13 protein-coding genes are annotated in these 20893 nt (G+C 73.5%); 11 read left to right on the plus strand and 2 right to left on the minus strand.

Translation table 11 applies throughout. The features are described 5' to 3' along the window. Positions 1 to 8: 8 nt before the first annotated feature. The 4 genes from ABGA99_RS34705 to ABGA99_RS34720 are packed head-to-tail and all read left to right on the plus strand — an operon-like array spanning position 9 to position 4957. A complete protein-coding gene (locus ABGA99_RS34705) occupies positions 9 to 2288 on the plus strand; it encodes a biotin carboxylase N-terminal domain-containing protein (RefSeq protein ID WP_347584189.1) in 2280 nt (759 codons plus the stop codon). Next, entirely contained in the window at positions 2285 to 3451 is a 1167-nt protein-coding gene (locus ABGA99_RS34710) for an acyl-CoA dehydrogenase (RefSeq protein ID WP_347575110.1), read from the plus strand. Before ABGA99_RS34705 ends, ABGA99_RS34710 begins: the two co-directional genes overlap by 4 nt. A gap of 34 nt (positions 3452 to 3485) precedes the next feature. Beyond that, positions 3486 to 4280 carry an enoyl-CoA hydratase family protein gene (locus ABGA99_RS34715; protein ID WP_347584190.1) on the plus strand — a complete coding sequence of 265 codons (795 nt, stop codon included), beginning with the start codon at positions 3486 to 3488 and terminating at the stop codon, positions 4278 to 4280. Beyond that, complete coding sequence (locus ABGA99_RS34720) at positions 4268 to 4957, plus strand: TetR/AcrR family transcriptional regulator (RefSeq protein ID WP_347575108.1); 690 nt, start codon at positions 4268 to 4270, stop codon at positions 4955 to 4957. Before ABGA99_RS34715 ends, ABGA99_RS34720 begins: the two co-directional genes overlap by 13 nt. A gap of 222 nt (positions 4958 to 5179) precedes the next feature. Here ABGA99_RS34720 and ABGA99_RS34725 read toward each other — a convergent pair whose 3' ends face one another. After that, positions 5180 to 6286: a citrate synthase 2 gene (locus tag ABGA99_RS34725; protein WP_347575107.1), complete on the minus strand. Its 1107-nt coding sequence runs from the start codon at positions 6284 to 6286 to the stop codon at positions 5180 to 5182. A 378-nt stretch (positions 6287 to 6664) separates the two neighbouring features. Here ABGA99_RS34725 and pdxH point away from each other — a divergent pair, with 378 nt between their 5' ends. The 4 genes from pdxH (at position 6665) to ABGA99_RS34745 (ending at position 11601) form a co-directional block, all read left to right on the plus strand. After that, a complete protein-coding gene (gene pdxH, locus ABGA99_RS34730; protein WP_347575320.1) occupies positions 6665 to 7300 on the plus strand; it encodes a pyridoxamine 5'-phosphate oxidase in 636 nt (211 codons plus the stop codon). Positions 7301 to 7844: 544 nt separating this feature from the next. Further along, positions 7845 to 9377, plus strand: coding sequence for a PAS domain-containing protein (locus ABGA99_RS34735; RefSeq protein WP_347575106.1), 1533 nt, complete (start codon positions 7845 to 7847; stop codon positions 9375 to 9377). 169 nt (positions 9378 to 9546) lie between these two features. After that, positions 9547 to 10233 (plus strand): metal-dependent transcriptional regulator, encoded by a 687-nt coding sequence (locus ABGA99_RS34740; protein WP_047016343.1) that lies wholly within the window; start codon positions 9547 to 9549, stop codon positions 10231 to 10233. 444 nt (positions 10234 to 10677) lie between these two features. Beyond that, positions 10678 to 11601, plus strand: coding sequence for an alpha/beta hydrolase (locus tag ABGA99_RS34745; protein ID WP_347584191.1), 924 nt, complete (start codon positions 10678 to 10680; stop codon positions 11599 to 11601). Between the two features lie 97 nt (positions 11602 to 11698). On the opposite strand, the gene ABGA99_RS34750 is transcribed toward ABGA99_RS34745, so the two are convergent. Continuing rightward, on the minus strand, positions 11699 to 12343 hold the full coding sequence (locus ABGA99_RS34750; RefSeq protein ID WP_347575104.1) for a hypothetical protein: 645 nt from the start codon (positions 12341 to 12343) through the stop codon (positions 11699 to 11701). 241 nt (positions 12344 to 12584) lie between these two features. Here ABGA99_RS34750 and ABGA99_RS34755 point away from each other — a divergent pair, with 241 nt between their 5' ends. From ABGA99_RS34755 to ABGA99_RS34765, 3 genes are all read left to right on the plus strand, one after another. After that, entirely contained in the window at positions 12585 to 17522 is a 4938-nt protein-coding gene (locus tag ABGA99_RS34755) for an FtsK/SpoIIIE domain-containing protein (protein ID WP_347575103.1), read from the plus strand. Between the two features lie 268 nt (positions 17523 to 17790). Next, positions 17791 to 18093 (plus strand): WXG100 family type VII secretion target, encoded by a 303-nt coding sequence (locus ABGA99_RS34760; protein ID WP_347575102.1) that lies wholly within the window; start codon positions 17791 to 17793, stop codon positions 18091 to 18093. Between the two features lie 127 nt (positions 18094 to 18220). Then, the gene (locus ABGA99_RS34765; RefSeq protein WP_347575101.1) at positions 18221 to 18556 is read left to right on the plus strand and encodes a hypothetical protein; all 336 of its coding nucleotides are present in this window, start codon (positions 18221 to 18223) and stop codon (positions 18554 to 18556) included. Positions 18557 to 20893 lie beyond the last annotated feature (2337 nt).

Raw genomic sequence — 20893 nt, forward strand, 5'->3', positions numbered from 1 at the left:
GAGGACCGATGATCCGCACCCTTCTCGTCGCCAACCGCGGCGAGATCGCCTGCCGCGTCTTCCGCACCTGCCGCGCGATGGGCATCACGCCCGTCGCCGTGCACTCCGACGCGGACGCGGGCGCGCTGCACGTACGCGCCGCGCTGGACGCCGGCGGCGCGGCGGTCCGGCTGCCGGGGCGGGCGGCGGCGGACACGTACCTGCGGGCGGATCTGCTGGTCGCGGCGGCGGACGCGGCCGGCGCGGACGCGGTGCACCCCGGCTACGGGTTCCTCTCGGAGAGCGCGGAGTTCGCGCGGGCGGTCCGCGCGGCGGGGCTGACGTGGGTCGGGCCGCCGCCGGAGGCGATCGAGGCGATGGCGTCCAAGACGCGCGCGAAGGAACTGATGGGCCTGGCGGCCTTCGACCCGTCGAAGGCCGCCGAGTCCGACCTGCCGCTGCTGGTCAAGGCGGCGGCGGGCGGCGGCGGCCGCGGCATGCGGGTCGTCCGCGAACTGGCCGCGCTGGACGCCGGGCTGGCGTCGGCGTCGGCGGAGGCCGCGGCGGCGTTCGGGGACGGCGAGGTGTTCGTCGAGCCGTATGTCGAGGGCGGGCGGCACGTGGAGGTGCAGGTGCTCGCGGACGCGCACGGGAGTGTGTGGGCGCTGGGCACGCGCGACTGCTCGTTGCAGCGGCGGCACCAGAAGGTGGTGGAGGAGGCCCCGGCGCCGGGGCTGGCGGAGGGCGTCGCGGCGGAGCTGGAGGAGACGGCGGTACGGGCGGCGCGGTCGATCGGGTACGTGGGCGCGGGCACGGTGGAGTTCCTGCTCGCGCCGGACGGGCGGGCGCAGTTCCTGGAGATGAACACGCGGCTGCAGGTGGAGCACCCGGTGACGGAGGCGGTGTACGGGGTCGACCTGGTCGCGCTGCAGTTGAGGATCGCGGAAGGCGAGCCGTTGCCGCCGTCGGCGCCGCGGCCGAGGGGCCACGCGGTGGAGGCCCGCCTCTACGCGGAGGATCCGGCGTCGGACTTCGCCCCGCAGACGGGCCGGGTCCACCGCCTGGAGTTCGGGGGTGCCACGGCCGGGCCGCCGCGGAGGGCGGGGGACGATCCGTTCGGGCCCGTGGGGGGCGACCGTGTGCCGGTTGTCGCGGGGGTTCCGGGGCGCAGCCCCGACGGGTTCCGGGGCGGAGCCCCGGTTTCGGGAAGGGGCGGGATCGGGGAACCCCCCGCCCTCCGCCTCGACACCGGTTGCACCTCCGGCGACACCGTCACCCCGTACTACGACGCCCTGCTCGCCAAGGTGATCGCCCACGCCCCCACCCGTGCCGAGGCGGTCCGCCACCTGACCACCGCGCTGCGGCGGGCACGGATCCACGGCCCGGTGACGAACAGGGACCTGCTCATCCGGTCGCTGGAACACGAGGAGTTCACCGGCGCGCGGATGACCACCTCGTTCTACGACACCCACCTGCCGACGCTGACCCATCCCCCAGGCGAGGTTGACGCCCACCTCCGACTCGCCGCTCTCGCCGCCGCGCTCGCCGATACCGCCGCGAGGCAGCAGGCGGAGGGCACCGTGTTGCCCGCCCGGTTCGGGGGGTGGCGCAACGTGCCGTCGCAGCCGCAGGTGAAGGCGTACCGGGTCGAGCCCGGCGGTGCCGAGGTCGAGGTGCGCTACCGCCTCACCCGCGACGGCATACGCGCCGACGACCTGCCCGGTGTCCACGTGCTCTCCGCCGCCCCCGGGTGCGTGGTTCTCGAAGTCGCCGGTGTCGCCCGTGCCTTCGACGTCGCCGTGTACGACGCGGGCTCCGCAGCGCCGGGTCCCGCCGCCCGGGCCGGAGGCCGTCCCGCCGCCCCGACCGCGTACGTCGACACGCCCCACGGTGCGTACGCCCTCCGCCCCCTCTCCCGCTTTCCCGACCCCCGCGCGGACACCCCGCCCGGCTCGCTCCTCGCCCCCATGCCCGGCACCGTCGTCCGCCTCGCCGACGGGATCGCCCCCGGACAGACCGTCCGGCAGGGCCAGCCCCTCCTCTGGCTGGAGGCGATGAAGATGGAGCACGAAGTCGCCGCCCCCGCCGGCGGCGTGCTCACCGCCCTGCACGCCGCCCCCGGCCGTCAGGTCGAGGTGGGCGCCCTCCTCGCCGTAGTCGAATCCGCAGGTGAATCCGCAGGCGAATCCGTAGTCGAATCCGCAGGTGAATCCGCAGGCGAATCCGTAGTCGAATCCGCAGGTGAATCCGTAGGCGAAGCCGCAGTCGAAGACGCCCCGCACCGCGACCAGGAAGGCCGACAGCCATGACCAGCGCCATCCTCGAACCCCAGGAGCACCGCGACCTCCGCGCCGCCGTCGCCGCGCTCGGCGCCCGCTACGGCCGCGAGTACTTCACCGCCGCCGTCCGCGACGGCCGGCACACCGACGAGCTGTGGGCCGAGGCCGGCAAGGCCGGTTACCTCGGCGTCAACCTCCCGGAGGCGTACGGCGGCGGAGGCGGCGGCATCGCGGAGCTGGCGATCGTGCTGGAAGAACTCGGCGCCGCCGGCTCCCCGCTGCTCATGCTCGTCGTGTCGCCCGCGATCTGCGGGACGGTCATCGCCCGCTTCGGCACCGAGGACCAGAAGGAGCGCTGGCTTCCCGGACTCGCCGACGGCACCCGCAAGATGGCCTTCGGCATCACCGAGCCGGACGCGGGATCCAACTCCCACCGCATCACCACCACCGCCCGCCGCGACGGCGACGACTGGGTGCTGTCCGGCCGCAAGGTGTTCATCTCCGGCGTCGACATCGCCGACGCCACGCTCATCGTCGGCCGCACCGAGGACGCCCGTACCGGCAAGCTCAAGCCCTGCCTGTTCATCGTCCCGCGCGACGCCGAGGGATTTCAGCGCGCGCAGATACCCATGGAGCTGCACGCGCCGGAGAAGCAGTTCGAGCTGGTCCTCGACGACGTGCGGCTGCCCGCGGACGCCCTCGTCGGCGACGAGGACGCCGGCCTCCTCCAGCTCTTCGCGGGGCTCAACCCCGAGCGCATCATGACCGCCGCGTTCGCGCTGGGCCTCGGGCGGCAGGCGGTGGCGCGGGCCGTGGAGTACGCGCGTACGCGCCAGGTGTGGAAGGGCGGCGCCATCGGCGTGCACCAGGCCATCGCTCATCCGCTCGCGCAGGCCCACATCGAGTTGGAGCTGGCCCGGCTGATGACGCAGAAGGCGGCGGCGCTGTACGACGCCGGGGACGACGCGGGCGCGGGCGAGGCGGCGAACATGGCGAAGTACGCGGCCGCGGAGGCGGCGGCGAGGGCCGTCGACCAGGCCGTGCACACCCTCGGCGGCAACGGCCTCAGCACGGAGTACGGTCTTGCCCAGATGCTCACCGCGTCCCGCGTGGCCAGGATCGCCCCGGTCAGCCGGGAGATGATCCTCAACTACGTGTCGCACCAGACGCTGGGCCTGCCCAAGTCGTACTGACGCCGCCGACGTACCGAAGGAGCACCTCCACGCCATGACGGACGCACCCGCAGGACCGGCCCCCGACGACGCGCCCTTCGTCCGGATCGCGCGCGACGACCGCGGCGTCACGACCCTCACGCTCGACTCGCCGCACAACCGCAACGCGCTCTCCACCCGCCTCATGGCCGAACTCGACGAGGGCCTGGCCGCCGCCGCGGAGGGCGACGACGTACGGGCCGTCCTGCTCACCCACACCGGCAACACCTTCTGCGCCGGCGCCGACCTCGGCGAGGCCACGGGCGCCGCCGCCCCCACGGACGGGCCGCTGGCGCTGGCGCGGCTGCTGCGGGCGGTCGTGGAGTGCCCGAAGCCCGTCGTCGCGCGGGTGACCGGGCACGTACGGGCCGGAGGGCTGGGGCTGCTCGGCGCGTGCGACATCGCGGCGGCGGGTACGGGGGCGACGTTCGCGTTCACCGAGGCGCGGCTCGGGCTCGCGCCCGCGGTGATCTCGATGCCGCTGCTGCCGCGGCTGGACGCCCGCGCGGCGGCCCGCTACTACCTCACAGGCGAGCGCTTCGGCCCGGAGGAGGCGGCCCGTATCGGGCTGGTGACGCTGGCGGGCGACGATGTGGACGCGCTGCTCACGCCGGTGCTCGACGGGCTGCGGGCGGCGTCGCCGCAGGGGTTGGCGGCGTCGAAGCGGCTGGTCACGGGGCAGGTGCTGCGCGCCTTCGACCGTGACACGGAGCCCTTCGCGGAGCTGTCGGCGTCGCTGTTCGCGTCCCCCGAGGCCCGCGAGGGCATGACGGCGTTCCTGGAGCGCCGGGAGCCGAAGTGGTTCCGCTGACGGACGCGCCGCGCCAGCCACGGGGCCGTGGCCCGCAGCAGGACCGCAGCCGGGCGACGCGGCGGCGGCTGCTGGAGGCGGCGGTCGCGTGCCTGGCGGAACTGGGCTGGGGCGGCAGCACGGTCAGCGTGGTCGCGGAGCGGGCGGGCGTCTCCCGGGGCGCGGCACAACACCACTTCCCGACCCGGGAGGACCTGTTCACGGCGGCGGTGGAGCACGTGGCGGCAGAACGCTCGGCGGCGCTGCGCGCGCTGCCGCCGGCCGCGGGAGCGGCGGATCTCCTACGAGCGGACGCGGCGGGCGCCACCGCCGACCCGGCCATCGCCGCCGCCGACCCGGCTATCGCCGCCGTCGTGCGCGGCGTCGTCGACCTCTACACCGGCCCGCTCTTCCGCGCCGCGCTCCAGCTCTGGGTCGCCGCCGCCAACGAGGAGCAGCTCCGCCCCCGCGTCGCCGCGCTGGAGGCCCGCGTCGGCCGCGAGGCGCACCGCATGACGGTGGCGCTGCTCGGCGCCGACGAGTCGGTGCCGGGCGTACGGGAGACGGTCCAGGGCTTCCTCGACATGGCCCGGGGCCTGGGCCTGGCGACCCTGCTCACGGACGACAGCGCGCGCCGCGACCGCGTCGTGACGCAGTGGTCGCACCTGCTGACGACCGCGCTGTCGCACGCCCGCTGACCCACGGCCGCGGGGGCACCCCACTGCCCGACCGCACGCCTACGCGCGCTCAGCCGGCGAAGACGGGAGCCCGGAACTCCAGCCCCCTACACCGGAAGCCCCCTCGCACGTCCCCCGCGCACCCGCCCAAGGGTAGGCCGCCCCACCGACACCCGGGCCTCCATGGCCCCGCAGGGGCCCAGGCCGGACCGCCTCGGACGGAGCCGCCCGAGCCGAGCCGCCTCAGGCCGAGCCGCCCGCCTGCGCGTAGCCCTCGATCTCCTGCGGCGACCGCGAGCTCGGTCCCACGTACCGCGCCGACGGCCGCACCAGCCGCCCCGTGCGCTTCTGCTCCAGGATGTGCGCCGACCACCCCGCCGTCCGCGCGCACGTGAACATCGACGTGAACATGTGCGCCGGCACCTCCGCGAAGTCCAGCACGATCGCGGCCCAGAACTCGACGTTCGTCTCCAGCACCCGGTCGGGACGCCGCGCCCGCAGCTCCGCCAGCGCCGCCTTCTCCAGCGCCTCCGCGACCTCGTACCGCGGCGCACCGAGCTGCTTCGCCGTCCGCCGCAGCACCCGTGCCCGCGGGTCCTCCGCGCGGTAGACGCGATGGCCGAAGCCCATCAGCCGCTCGCCGTTGTCCAGCGCCCGCTTCACGTAGCCCTCGGCGTCGCCGGTGCGCTCGATCTCCTCGATCATCCCGAGCACCCGCGACGGGGCGCCCCCGTGCAGCGGTCCGGACATCGCACCGACCGCGCCGGACAGCGCCGCCGCGACGTCGGCGCCCGTGGAGGCGATGACGCGGGCGGTGAAGGTCGAGGCGTTCATGCCGTGTTCCGCGGCGGAGGTCCAGTAGGCGTCGACGGCGGCGACGTGCTTGGGGTCGGGCTCGCCGCGCCAGCGGATCATGAACCGCTCGACGACCGTACGGGCCTTGTCGATCTCCCGCTGCGGCACCATCGGCCGCCCCTGCCCGCGGGCCGACTGCGCGACGTACGACAGCGCCATGACGGCCGCCCGCGCCAGGTCCTCGCGGGCGCGCGGCTCGTCGATGTCGAGCAGCGGGCGCAGCCCCCAGACGGGCGCGAGCATCGCCAGCGCGGACTGCACGTCGACGCGGATGTCGCCGGAGTGCACGGGGATGGGGAAGGGCTCGGCGGGCGGCAGACCGGGTTTGAAAGCGCCGTCGACCAGAAGGCCCCAGACGTTGCCGAAGGAGACGTGACCCACCAGGTCCTCGATGTCCACACCGCGATAACGGAGCGCGCCGCCCTCCTTGTCGGGTTCGGCGATCTCCGTCTCGAAGGCGACGACTCCCTCAAGCCCGGGTACGAAATCGGACATCAGGCGGCTCCCTCATGTGTGGCGTGCGCTGCGTCGGGGTGTGCAGCGGCGTACGGGTCGGCCCCAGGGCGTGGTGTGGTGCGGGGGGTGTACCTGCTGGCCAGGCTCCGCGGCGCCATCGCTCGCGGTCCGGGGCGTGCATTCCGGGCCACCATAGCCGGGGGTGTGGACTTTCCACAGTGGTCGGGCGGCCGATCTGTCGGGTTGCCCACATGCGGGCGGGCGTGACATCGGGCACACTCCTGCGGATCCCGGCCCGGAGGGTTACGGGGTGCGTCGAGCGGGCAGACTCCCGCACCGCAACGGCCGCTCATACTGCAAGATGTGTAGGTGCGCCCCGTTGACGTTGACACCGAACGCTCCCTCGATCCGGCTGCCATGCGCGCGCATTACCGCGCCGCGGGACTGTCGGAGGACTCCCTCGCCGCCGATCCCTTCGAGCAGTTCGGCCGCTGGTTCCAGCAGGCCGCGGCGAGCGGACTGCACGAGCCCAACGCGATGGTCGTCTCCACCGCCGACGCCGAGGGCCGGCCCAGCTCCCGCACCGTCCTGCTGAAGCACCTGGACGAGCGGGGGTTCGTCTTCTACACCAACTACGGTTCGCGCAAGGGCCGCGAGCTGGCCGCCAACCCGCACGTGTCGCTGCTCTTCCCCTGGCACCCCGTCGCCCGCCAAGTGATCATCGCGGGGGCGGCGGAGCGTACGGGCCGCGATGAGACGGTGGCGTACTTCCGTACCAGGCCGCACGGCTCGCAGTTGGGCGCGTGGGCGAGCGAGCAGTCCTCGGCGGTGGCTTCGCGGGCGGAGCTGGACCGGATGTACGACGAACTGGCGGACCGCTACCCGGAGGGCGAGCAGGTGCCGGCGCCGCCGGAGTGGGGCGGCTTCCGGGTCAGGCCGCGGACGGTGGAGTTCTGGCAGGGCCGGGAGAACCGCCTGCACGACCGCCTGAGGTACGTACGCACCGAAGGCGCGGCCGGCGCCGGCTGGACGGTGGAACGCCTCTGCCCGTAGCGATACGGACGCAGACCCCTGGGGTCCGGGCGGCGCCCGGACAGCAGGCGACCCGCGGCCCATTCCCCTGAAGGGGAGCCGGTCGGACGTACCGGCGGACCGCGGGTCGGGTGAACTGCTTGGGATAAGGGCCGGCTGGGTGCGTCCTGGGCACCCCGGTCCGGCATTGCGCTTAAGCGCGACGGCGGACCACTAGCCCGCAGTCACCTCACGCGTCCGGTACTTCATCATCTGCCGAACCACCTCCCTTCTCGTGTGCCTCACACATTAGGCACGCCCCTCCGCACCCTCAAGTGATTTCTCTGCCGCCCCCGTGACCGCCCGCCGCGTGCCCCGGCCACCGCCCGCGTACGGCGGGAACCCGCTGGTCCCCGGCGGTCCCGGGCCGCACCGCCCGGGGTGCTCGGCGTCACCCACTCCCGGCTGAACCGCTTCGCGTGCAACGATTTCGACAGAATGGGGTGTGTGCTGCGTCACGTTCGAGTTGAATGATCCGGGTGCACCACACCACGCACACGACGCCGCGGCGAGCAGGGGGTGCCTGATGAGCGCGACCCGGCGTACCAACCGGGACCGCAGGAACGCCTCCGGCGAGCAGGCCGCGGACGCTCCGGACACAGGAGACGACGCCGCCGGGTCACCGCCCGCGGCGGCTGACGCGGCGGCCGGGGACACGCCGCCGCAGGACCGCCGCGCCGCGGCCCCCGACCTGCTGGCGGCCCTGCTCGACGGCATGGACGCCGCTCTGTGCGCCTTCGACGCCGAGGGCGTCGTCACCCACTGGAACCGCGAGGCCGAGCGGCTGCTCGGCTGGACCGAAGCGGAGGCCGTCGGCCGCCGCGGGTTCGCCGGCTGGGCGGTCCGCGCCGACGACGCCGCCGAGGTGGAGGCGCGGCTGATGGGCGCGATGGACGTGCCGGGGCGGCAGGTCCAGGAGTTCGCGCTGCTGCGCAAGGACGGCGGCCGGGTGCTCGTACGCACCCAGACCTCCGCCGTCCGCCCGGGCGGCGGTGAGACGGGCGGGGTCGCGGTCGGGGTCTACTGCGCGTTCAGCGAGGTCCACGCGCAGATGGACCTGGAGCGGTCCATCGCCTTCAGCGAGGCGCTGTGCGAGGACGCCGCCTGGGGCGTGCTCCTCGTGGACGCCGACCTCCGGCCGGCGCTGGCCAACGGCCAGGCGGCGCGCGTCCTGCGCTCCCGGCGCTCGGGGCTGCTCGGGCGTCCCTTCGGCGAGCTGCTGGAGCAGGGCGCGGAGGAGGTCGAGAGCGCGCTCCAGCACGTCCTGGCACAGGGCAGCGCCGCGGTCCCCGCCGACGTGTGGGTGACGGTGCGCGGCGAGACCGGCGGTGATCCGGCGATGCGGCGGCGGTGCCTGCGCGGTGCCTTCGTACGGCTCGCCTCGCCGCTCGCCGAGCATCCGGTGCCGCTCGGCGTCGGCTGGCTCTTCCAGGACGTCACCGAGGCGAAGCTCGCCGAGGACGCGGCCTCGGTGCTGCGCTTCCGCGACCACCAGCTCCACCGCGCCTCGCGCGCGGCGGCCGAGTGCGAGGACCCGATGGAGGCCGCGACGGTCTACCTGGACTTCGCGCTCGCCGGCTTCGCCGACCACGCGCTGGTCGACCTGGCCGCCGCCCCCGCGGACCCCGGCTCCCCGCCGGGGCCCGGTGCCCCGCACGACGCGAGCGCGCCGCCGGGCCCGGTGCAGCTCACCCGGGCCGCGGCCACCCCCGCCGAGGGCCCCGGCCCGTGCCTGCCTGCCGGGCCGCACGGCTTTCCCGTCCGCTACCCTGCCGGGCACCCCGCGTTGCAGGCGGTGGAGCGCGGCGGCACGGTGCGCGCGGGCTGCGGCGGTGTGGACCCGGAGGTCGCGGAGGGCTGGTCGGTGGCGCGGAAGTGGCCGCCGGGCACGATGCACGCACTGTGTACGGTGCTGCGCAGCCGCGGCCGGACGCTGGGGGTCGTGACCTTCCTGCGCGGCGGCGGCCGTAAGGGCTTCACGCGGCAGGATGCGGCGTACGCGGAGGACGTGGCCGTACGGGTCGCGGCCTCCCTGGACCTGGCGGAGCTGCTGGGTTAGGACCAGCCCGGCGGGGCCCGTGACCGGGGTCCCGCACACCGGGTGCGGATCGCCTTTTTCCCGTAGATCGGCGGCGAAAGTCAGGCGAAAGGAACGCGGCAGGTCCGGTTGTCACCGGGATGAGTCAGAATTGGTGCAGGGCCACCGCACGAGAAATCTAGGGGCACGCATGTCCGGACTGATCGATACAACGGAGATGTATCTCCGCACCATCCTCGAACTCGAAGAGGAGGGCGTCGTCCCCATGCGCGCGAGAATCGCGGAGCGGCTCGACCAGAGCGGCCCCACGGTGAGCCAGACCGTCGCCCGCATGGAGCGGGACGGCCTGGTGCGCGTGGCCGGCGACAGGCATCTGGAGCTGACGGAAGAGGGTCGCATGCTCGCGACCCGGGTGATGCGCAAGCACCGCCTGGCGGAGTGCCTGCTGGTCGACGTGATCGGCCTGGAGTGGGAGCACGTGCACGCCGAGGCGTGCCGCTGGGAGCACGTGATGAGCGAGGCCGTGGAGCGCCGCGTGCTGGCGCTGCTGAAGCACCCGACGGAGTCGCCGTACGGGAACCCCATCCCCGGCCTTGAGGAGCTGGGCGAGAAGGCCGAGGCGGACCCGTTCCTGGACGAGGGCATGGTGAGCCTGTCGGCGCTGGGCCCCGACGCCGGGACGGTGATCATCCGCCGGATCGGGGAGCCGATCCAGACCGACTCCCAGCTCATGTACACGCTGCGGCGGGCCGGTGTGCAGCCGGGCGCGGTGGTGAGCGTGACGGACTCGGCCGGCGGCGTGCTCGTCGGCAGCGGCGGTGAGGCCGCCGAGCTGGACGCCGAGGTCGCCTCGCACGTCTTCGTGGCCAAGCGCTAGATCCGTTCGGGCCAGGTTGGTGGCGGGTTTGCGCCGTTGCCGCGATTGGCGTTAAGCGGACGGCGGGATTCCTGTCCGAACGGCAGCGCACCGGGGCCGGGCGTGCCACGCTGTCGCTGACGTCATCAGGGAGGGGTGGGTCATGCCGGTGACATATCCGGACCTCCGCGCACCTGCCGGGGGTGTGGCGAGGGCCCCGGCGCCTGGCTCGCCGGGGCCCCGCCTCCCCGTACCGACCCGGAGCCCCGAGCTCCCAGGGTCGCCTCCCCATGGACCCGATGTCCCCGATGCGGGTCCGCCTCCCGGTCTCTGTCTCCCCGCGACGACCGCGGCCAATCCCCGGCCGTGGTCACTCGAACGAGGGGTGTTGGGTTCCGTGCCTCGGTGTTCGAATAGACATTCGATAGCGTGAGCTTGCCGAACGGATTGGGGGTGTCGGCACACATGGTGCGTCGTATCAACGTGACGGGGGCGGGCGGGCTGCGTCTCGCCGCCTGGGAGTACGGAGACCCGCCGAAGCGCGGTGCCGACCGCATCGCGGCGCGCAAGCGGTCCGCCGCGGACCCGGCCGGCGGCCCGGCGGGCACGGCGCCGCAGGACCGCCCCGGGGTGCTCTTATTGCACGGCCTGATGGGCCGCGGGTCCCACTGGGCGACCACCGCCCGCTGGCTCTCCGCCCGCTCCCGCGCCGTCGCGCTCGACCAGCGCGGGCACGGCCGCAGTGACAAACCGGGGGACGGCCCGTTCGACCGCGAGGCGTACGTCGCGGACGCGGAAGCCGTCATCGAACAGCTCAACCTCGCGCCGGTGGTCCTCGTGGGCCACTCGATGGGCGCGCTGACCGCCTGGCAGCTCGCCGCCCGCCGCCCCGACCTGGTGCGCGGCCTGGTGATCTGCGACATGCGGGCCTCGGCGCTGGGCGCGGCCTCGCAGCGTGAGTGGGAGGAGTGGTTCCGCTCCTGGCCGACGCCGTTCGCCACGCTCGCCGACGTCCGCAAGTGGTTCGGCGAGGACGATCCCACTCTGGAGCGCCCCCGCGCGGCACGCGGCGATTTCTACGCCGAGGTGATGGCCGAGCGCGCGGACGGCTGGCGCCCGGTGTTCTCCCGCCGGCAGATGCTGCGGGCCCGCGAGACGTGGGTGCACGACGCGCACTGGGAGGAGCTGGCCCTCGTGCAGTGCCCGGCCCTGGTGATCCGCGGCATCGACGGCGAGCTGGGGCGGGCGGAGGCCCAGGAGATGGTCCGCGTCCTGCCCCGCGGTGAGTACGCAGAGCTGGAGGCCGGCCATCTGCTGCACCTGGAGGATCCCGAGGCCTTCCACCGGGCGGTGGAGCCGTTCCTGAAGGACGTGCTCACGCCGAAGTGACCGGGGTGCGGGGCGGGTTGCGAGCCGTCCGCTACGGAGGCGCCCGCGGGGCCTGACGCGCACGCCCCCGTGCTGCGTGCCGGGTGCGACTCGGGCGCTACTCGCCGATGAACCGGAAGGTCGACGTGATCGCGTCGAACACGTCGAAGAACGAGTCCGCCAGGTCCAGCACCTGACTGCTCCCCGCGACCAGCGCCACCTTGCCCTCCTGGCCGGGGACCGGGATGAAGGTCTGCATCAGCACGGCGCGGATCGTGCGGTCGTCGCCGGGGATCTTGACGTCCTCGACGCCCTGCGTACGCGCGGCCGTGCCGATCCCCTCGATCTCGACGGTCGAGACCTTCCGCCAGGCGTCGCCCTCCTTCTTCGGCCGGATCTGCTTGATCTGGCCGACGATCAGCGCCGGATCGGTCGGCAGCAGCTCGCCGCTCTCGGTGCGGGCGCCGATGAGGGAGACGGTGACCGAGCCGGTCACCGGCACCTCGCCGCCGAAGCTCTCCGCCATACAGCCGCAGTACAGGGCGCCGGAGGCCCAGGCGTCCTTGGCGGCCTTGCGCAGGAACGCCTCCAGTACGCCGCGCCGCTCGGCCAGTTCGGGGTTGCGGCGGACCCGGTCGTTGACCATCTGCCGGATGCCGTCGTCCCGGGACTCGGGCCGTACGTCGAACTCCCACCACGACTCCGGCACCCGGATCCGGAAGCCTCCGCGCTCGATCGTGAGCGCCTCCATCCAGCGGCTCATGCCTGCCCCCTCTGTCGCACGTGCATGGACGCACGTGTCCTGACGCCCGTGTCGCACGTCCGGTCGTCTCCGGCGACCCCGCGGCCGGGCCGCGGCGGCGTAGTTATCCACAATCCCGGATACGAGCTGTCCCCGCGAAGCCCGGGGCGGATATCGTTTCGTAGACCCTAGTGTCCGAGCTGAACGCATTTCCGCGGGGGGAAAGCCGGGGAACAGCCGGGGACGTTCGAGGAGGATCAGCGTGCGCCTCACCCTGACCGTCGTCGATCCGCTCGGGGGCGACCGTGCCGACGTCGTCCTCGACGCCGAGGCGGAATCGTCCGTAGGCGATATCGCCCGCGTCCTGGCCGGCCAGCTCGACTCGGCGCCGCCGCCCGTCGCCGCGCCGCCGCACGGCGTGCCGCAGGCCGCCCACGTGCCGGCCCCCCATGGGCAACAGGCGCAGCACGCCCACGCCCAGGCCGCTCCCGCGCAGATGCCCGCGAGCTGGGCCACGGCAGGTGCGCCGCCGGCCGCCCCGCCCGGAGCGCCCCCCGCAGCCGTCCCCTTCGGCGCGCCCGGCGCCCCGCCGCAGCAGCCCGGCGCCGCGTCCGCGCCCCCGCCCGTCTTCGTCGACGGCTTCGCCGTCGACCCCGGCCTTCCCGTCGCCCAGTCGCCCCTGCGCGAGGGCACGGTCGTCAGCCTGTACGACCCGGTGGGCTGCCCGCCCCGCGAGGTCACGGGCCTGGTCGAGCTGCGCGTCGTCGGCGGCCCCATGGCCGGCGCGGTGCACCGCCTGGGCCTGGGCCGCGTCGACCTCGGCAGCGGCAACGCGACGCATATCCGGGTCGCCGACCCGGAGTTGCCCGAGCGCGCCTTCAGTCTCACCGTCTCCGCCGACGGCACCTGCAAGGTCCACGTCCACGGCGACCAGGAGAAGGCCACCCTCGACGGCACGACGTTCGCGGAGCTGGCCAAGCCCAAGGAGAAGTCGGACGACGACGACACCCGCCGGTCCCGCAGGCGCCGCCGCCGCGAGGAGCGCCGGGAGGCCCGGCGCCGCCGGCGCGCAGGCGAGCCGGCGCCCCCGCCGCTGCCGCCGGAGCCGCCGCAGAGCAAGGACGCCTGGCCGTACGGGTCCCAGGTCGCGATGGGCAACTCGCTGTTCGAGCTGGTGCGTTACGCCCCGCCGGACGCCGCCGTCGCCTCCTCGGAGGACGGCGCCGGGCTCGACTACAACCGCCCGCCGCGCCTGCTGCCGCCCGATCGTGAGACCCGCTTCAAGCTGCCCACGCCGCCGAAGGAGGGCCCCGCCCGGCCGCTGCCGTGGCTGATGGCGCTGATGCCGGCCGTCATGGGCGTGACGATGGCCCTGGTCATGGGCCGCTGGTATTACCTGCTGATGGCGTTCATGAGCCCGATCATCATGATCGGCAACTACTTCATGGACAAGAAGCACGGTCGCAAGTCCCATGTGAGGGCCGTCGCCGAGTACAAGGAACACAAGGCCCGCATCGAGAAGGACGCCCGCGACGCCCTCGTCGCCGAGCGCAACGAGCGGCGGCTCGGCGGCCCCGACCCCGCCCTGCTGCTGTCCACCGCCACCGGCCCGCGCACCCGGCTGTGGGAGCGGCGCCGTACCGACGCCGACCATCTGCTGATCCGCTTCGGCACCGCCGAACTGGACTCCGAGGTCCTGCTGGAGGATCCCGAGCAGGACGAGCACCGCCGCCAGGTGCTGTGGAAGATCCAGGACGCGCCCGTCACCGTGCCGCTGCGGCAGATCGGCGTCCTCGGCATCGCCGGCGCCGGCGACACCCCGCGCTCCCTCGGCCGCTGGGCCGTCGCGCAGTCCGCCGTGCTGCACAGCCCGCTGGACGTCCAGTTCTACGTGCTGACGGAGCCTTCCGGGCAGGCCGGCTGGGACTGGATGCGCTGGCTGCCGCACGCCCGCCCGCCCGGGGAGTACGACACCAACGCGCTGGTCGGCACCGACACCGAGACCGTCGCCGCCCGCATCGCCGAGCTGACCCAACTGCTCGACGCGCGGCAGAAGGCCGCCAAGGACCAGCGGGCCAGCGGGCCGATGTCCTTCAAGGACCCCGACATCGTCATCGTCTTCGACGGCTCGCGCCGGCTGCGTTCACTGCCCGGCGTGGTGCGGCTGCTGCGCGAGGGCCCGGCGGTGTCGATGTTCGCCATCTGCCTCGACTCCGAGGACCGCTTCCTGCCGGGTGAGTGCCAGGCGATCGTCGTCGCCGAGCCCAAGCCGGAGGAGCACGACCCGCGGGCGGCCGCCGCGCAGGCCGGCATCCCCATGCAGCAGGTGGCCGGGGCCGGCGGTCCCGGCGGCGCCGGGGGCTTCCCGCCGTTCCGCGTCGGCGCCTGGGGCACCGGCCACGCGCAGGACGCCGCGCAGCGTGCCGCCGCCGCCGACGGCACGGGGCCGATCCGGCTGCGCGTCGAGCAGGCCGGCTCCGAGCGGCGCCGCGGGGTGCGCCCGGACTTCGTCTCGCCCGCGTGGTGCGCGCTGCTGGCGCGGGGTCTGTCACCGGTGCGCGACATCAGTGGCGAGGCCGAGGACGCGGCCATCCCGTCGTCCAGCCGGCTGCTCGACGTGGTGGAGCTGGAGCCGCCGACCGGGGACGCCATCGCCGCCCGCTGGCAGATCAACGGCCAGTCGACGACCGCGGTCATCGGCGAGTCGTACGACGGCCCGTTCGCCATCGACATCCGCAAGGACGGCCCGCACGGCCTCATCGCCGGCACCACCGGCTCCGGCAAGTCCGAGCTGCTGCAGACGATCGTCGCGGCGCTCGCGGTGACCAACACCCCGGAGAACATGACGTTCGTCCTCATCGACTACAAGGGCGGGTCGGCGTTCAAGGACTGCGTGAAGCTGCCGCACACCGTCGGCATGGTCACCGACCTCGACAACCACCTCGTCACCCGCGCCCTGGAGTCGCTCCGCGCCGAGCTGCACCGCCGCGAGCACATCCTCGCCGACGCCGAGGCCAAGGACATCGAGGACTTCCAGGACCTGCTGCGCCGCGAGCCCGGCCGGTACGCGCCGCTGCCCCGACTGCTGCTCGTCATCGACGAGTTCGCCGCCATGGTCCGCGAGCTGCCCGACTTCGTCACCGGCCTGGTCGACATCGCCGCCCGAGGCCGTTCGCTCGGCATCCACCTGATGCTCGCCACCCAGCGCCCCAGCGGCGTGGTCTCCCCGGAGATCCGCGCGAACACCAACCTGCGTATCGCGCTGCGCGTCACCGACGGCGGCGAGTCCTCGGACGTGATCGACGCCCCGGACGCCGGGTTCATCGCCAAGTCCATGCCGGGCCGCGCCTATGTGCGCCTGGGCCACGCCTCCCTCGTCCCCTTCCAGTCCGGCCGCGTCGGCGGCCGCCGCCCCGGCGCCGCCGACCCGGCGACCGCCCAGCCCTGGGCCGGCCGCCTCGGCTGGGCCGAGCTGGGCCGGGGCGCGCTGAAGCGCCCCGCCGGAGCGCAGCAGGAGGAGGACGAGATCACCGACCTGAAGGTGCTCGTCGACGCGGTCAACGAGGCCAACGAGCGCCTGGGCATCCCCGAGCAGCACAGCCCGTGGCTGCCCGCGCTGCCCGACAGCATCGAACTCGACGCGCTGCCCGCGCCCCAGGGCGCCGGGCCGCTGCCCCCGGCCCCGTACGGCATCGAGGACCTGCCCGCGCAGCAGGCCCGGCGGACGATCGCCATCGACTTCGCCGACTTCGGGCACCTCATCGTCGGCGGCGCCCCGCGCAGCGGGCGTTCGCAGATGCTCCGTACGATCGCCGCCTCCCTGGCCCGTACGCATTCGATCGCCGACCTGCACCTGTTCGGGATCGACTGCGGCAACGGCGCGCTCAACGCGCTGACCCGGCTGCCGCACTGCGGCGCCGTCGTCAGCCGCAACCAGACGGAGCGCGCGGTGCGCCTCATCGGCCGGCTCAAGCAGGAGCTGGGCCGCCGCCAGGAGTTGCTGGCCGCGGACGGCTTCGCCGACATCGCCGAGCAGCGGGCCGCGGCGTCGGACCCGGAGCAGAAGCTGCCGTACACCGTGGTCCTCCTCGACCGCTGGGAGGGCTGGCTGCCCACCCTCGGCGAGATCAACCACGGCGATCTGACCGACGAGATCTACGGGCTGCTGCGCGAGGGCGCGAGCGTCGGCATCCACATGATCATCACTGGCGACCGCAGCGTGCTCACGGGCCGGATCAGCACGCTGACGGAGGACAAGTTCGCCTTCCGGCTGCCCGACCGCTCCGACTTCTCCATGATCAGCCTCAACGCCCGCAACATCCCCGAGGACATCGAGCCCGGCCGGATGTTCCGCGCGGAAAGCGGCCTGGAGACCCAGATAGCGGTCCTCTCCGACGACCTGTCCGGCGCCGCCCAGGCCGCCGCCGTCGCCGCCATCGGCGAGGCGGCCACGGCGCGGGACGCGGCGGTGCCGCGCTCGCTGCGCCCGTTCCGCGTCGACGTGCTGCCCAGCCGCCTCGGCTTCGAGGAGGCGTGGGAGATGCGCGACGTCCAGGCCCAGGAAGCCTCCAAGCTGTGGGCGCTGGTCGGCGTCGGCGGCGACGAGCTGATGGGCTTCGGCCCCAACCTGGCGGACGGCATCCCGGCGTTCATCATCGGCGGCCCGGCCAAGTCCGGCCGCAGCACGGTGCTGAAGGCGATGGCGCTGACGTTCCTCCAGCAGGGCGTACGGCTGATCATCGCCGCGCCGCGCCCGTCGCCGATGCGGGATCTGGCGGACCGCGAGGGCGTGTTGCACGTCTTCACGGAGGACGACATCGACGAGGACGAGGTGCACGACCTGCTCAAGCAGGCGTCGCCGGACGAGCCGATCGTCGTCCTCGTGGACGACGCCGAGATGCTGACGAACTGCGACGCGGGCGACGAGTTCAAGGCCATCGCCCGCCGCGGTGCGGAGCGCGGCTGGGCACTGGTCCTCGCGGGCGACGAGGAGGAGGTCGCCTCGGGCTTCTCCGGCTGGCAGGTGGAGGCCAAGAAGGCCCGCCGCGGCGTCGCCCTGTCCCCGCAGGACCCGTCGGCGGGCGACCTCATCGGCATCCGGCTGAACCGCAGTTCGGTCGGCGACCAGGTACAGCCGGGCAAGGGCCTGCTGCACCTGGGCGACAGTGAGCCGTTCGCGGTGACGACGCCGCTGGTGTGACCGCGTGGCACAACGGCTGGTGGCTTCACGTGCGGGGGCGTCGCGGGCTGTGGCGTCAGGGCCGGTGGCGTCGGCCCTCGGCTTCACCGCCACTGGCGCAACTGCCGCTGGCCCCACGGCCACTGGCGTAACCGGCGTCACGACGGTGGCATGGCCCTGCAACCGCCGGGGCGGGGGACTGCGTCTACGGTGGCGACGTACGAAAATGCATGACGAACGTCTCGGGGAGGGCCCTCGCGACGATGGGACAAACGGGAGGGTAGCTGCCATGGCCAAGGCCGATGTTGATGTTACATATCAGGACATGCGGGAAGCCGCCAAGAAGCTCAAGGATGAGCGGCAGGAGATCGACCGCAAGCTGGATGACCTGCGCAAGTACATCCAGAGCCTGGTGAGTTCCGGCTACGTGACCGGTCGGTCGTCGAAGCAGTTCGACCAGTCCTTCGACGAGTTCACCACCGGTGCGAAGAAGACCATCGAGGGCCTTGAGGGAATGGGCGACTTCCTGAAGTCCGCCGCCGACGCCTTCGAGAACCTGGACTCCGAGCTGGAGAAGGGCCTGAAGGGCTGACTCTCACGGATCCTTCGCGATCCTTCGCGATTCGGTTCGGTTCGGTTCGTTTCGCTTGGCCGGGGCGCCGTGGCATCGTATTCGGTGCGGCGGCGCCCCGTTTTCGTAGTGACTGGGGGAGAGGCTCATGGGCAACGACGGCGACAGGCTGGCGATCCCGCTCAGCGAGCTCGACGGCTTCGGCGGCCGGCTGCGCAGCATCAAGAACCGGATGAACCGCACGAAGGCCACCTTCGAGTCGTACCGCGACGACATCGGGGACGGCGGCGTGGTCGACAAGCTGGAGGACTTCGAGTCGGGCTGGAAGGACGGACGGGGGGACATCGACGACCAGTTGACGAGCCTGGCGGAGATGTCGGACACAGTGGTGCGCGAGGCGCACAAGGTGGACGTGGACCTGGAGAACGAGCTCAAGAAGGGCACGAAGAAGGAAGAGACCCAGGTGGGCGGCGGCAACCAGTAGCGAGTGGCTCTCGTCCCGCGGTGGGGAGCTGTCTGCGGGGGCAGTCCAGCAGGGGGCAGACGGTGTGGCGGTCGTGACGACGGACGCACAGGAGCCGCGCGGCGCCGACACGATCAACGGCGGGGACGCGAACGGGTCCACCGGTGCCAGAGCGTCGTCCGTGTTGCCCACGTGGCGTGAGTGACCGCAGCGTCGCCGCCATAACCCGGGGCCGCGAGGGCGCTTCACCGCACGGTTCCTGACGAAGGACGGCGATGCCACTTCGGCCGCAACCCCGGTCCCGGCTCCGGGCTCACCCGCAACTCCGGTCCCGGCTCCGGGCTCACCCGCAACTCCGATCCCGGCTCCGGGCTCACCCGCAACTCTGGTCCCGGCTCCGGGCTCACCCGCGACCCATCCCGGAGGTCCGGGGCCGGTGCCGGGGCGCGGTCGTTCGCCCGGACTGCATCTCCCCTCACGCCCGCCCAAGGGTATGCGGCTGGTCTGACAGCGCGGGTGCGGCGGGGTGTTGAGCTGGTACGTCGTGTGGGTGGGGCGGGTGCGGGGGGTTCGGTGTCGGGGTGGGCGGTGTCCGTGGGCTGGGCCGCGTGCGGGGGATCCGCGAAGGGAAAAGGGTGTCGTTGGGGCTCCCCCCGGGCCACCCCACTCCTGAGTGTGCGGGCCTGCGTCCGCCGTCAAGGGCGTCCCTCTCCGCTTCGCTGCGAGGGGCGTCGCTGCGCGATGGGGCTTCGCCCCACCCTTGACTGCGGACTCCGGCCCGAAAGACGGGCTGCTATGGGTGGCCCGGAGGGAGCGGGCGCCCTCTGCTGGGACTACGGATGCCATGCCCCGCGGACGGGGGCCGGAGGCCCGGGAGCGGGGCCTGCGCGGATCGCCGATCGACGCCGCACCGGCCTGGGGCCGGGGTCGTCCCGATCGTCGGACGTCCCGGGTGGGTGGGGTCGACGCCGGAGGCGGGCCGGGTCCGGTCGCGGGAGCGGCCGGCGCGTTGGGGGCCGGTTCTGGGCAGGCCCGATCGCTGGCTCCCCCGGTAGGTGCGGGGCGAGGCCGGGGACGGGCCCGCCCGTTCGCGGGCGGACACCACGCGGGAGAGGGCCGGGGGCGTGTCAGTCGGCGACGCCGCCGTGGGCGTGGGGCCGGACCGTGGGCGGGGCCACCCTGGTCGCGGGCGGGCGCCGGGACGGTGGGTGCACCACCGGAGGCGGGCCCGATCCGCTTGCGGATATCCCCGGGTGCGGGGGGCGGAGTCGGGGTGGGCGGTCTCGTAAGTGAGCTGACCAACGTGGGGTTGGAGCATCGGGCCCTCCTCGAACGACAGCCGGCTGCGCAGAACACCGGCCTTCGACGTCACCGGCGATCTACGAGCCCACCCGCGGTCCGGCCCTCGGCCCTCCATCCGAGCCGGGACTCAAGGGCTGACTTCCGCGCACCTGGCGCATCACCCGGCGTTCGCACGCGGGCACCTCATCCGAACGTCACCCCAGCGGAGGAATCCGGTAGTAACTCGCGGTAACATCCGGCAATCAGGCCCGATTCAAGCCCCAAGGGCCGACTTTCGCCCCAGGAGGCTCACTCACCTGCCCCAGCCCGCGCCGGCCACCGCGCACGCCCCCCGGAATGCACGCCACCGGGACGAATTCGCGGTCGCCCACCCCCGAAACTTACTCAAATCGCCCACGAGGGCCGACTTTCGCCCACCCAGACTCATCCACATAGGGCCCGGACGCCCGCGGCAGCCGAAACCGCCCCGGGTGAACGTAACCGAGAAGAACTCGCGGTAACTCACCCACAGAACCTGCACAAAACGACCAACAGGCCCGACTTTCGCCCACCCGTGCACATGCGCCAGGCCTCCGGCGGCCCAACCGCCGCCCAGGCCGCTCTAAATGAACGTTGCCGATACAAGCTCGCGGCCACCGCCTCGAAAACTCGGGCAAAACGCCCAATCGGGCCGCGTTTCGCCCATCCGTGAGCACTCACCAGACCCCGGGCGGGCCAATGGCCGCCCAGGCCGCTCCGGATGAACGCCGCTGAGACGAACTCGCGGTCGCCACCTCGGTAAATCGGGGTAAATCGCCCTCTCGGGCGGACTTTCTCCCATCGGCGCGCACCCAGCCCTCGACGAGACCCGCCACCGCTGCTCGCGGCTCCCGGGCGGACAGATTGGGTTGTAACTCGCGGTAACACTCCTGGATCCGGCCCGAATCGGGCCCCGGAGGCCGACTTCTGCCCATCGACACGCACGCACCGGCCGGCCGACGCCGAACTACGCCCGCCCGCACGGCGCCGCGCCGGCACCCCGATGCCGCTCCCCCGAAGGCGGACCACCCCGCGGAC

Source organism: Streptomyces sp. B5E4, from assembly GCF_039871555.1.
In the GTDB taxonomy this organism is placed as follows: Bacteria; Actinomycetota; Actinomycetes; order Streptomycetales; family Streptomycetaceae; genus Streptomyces.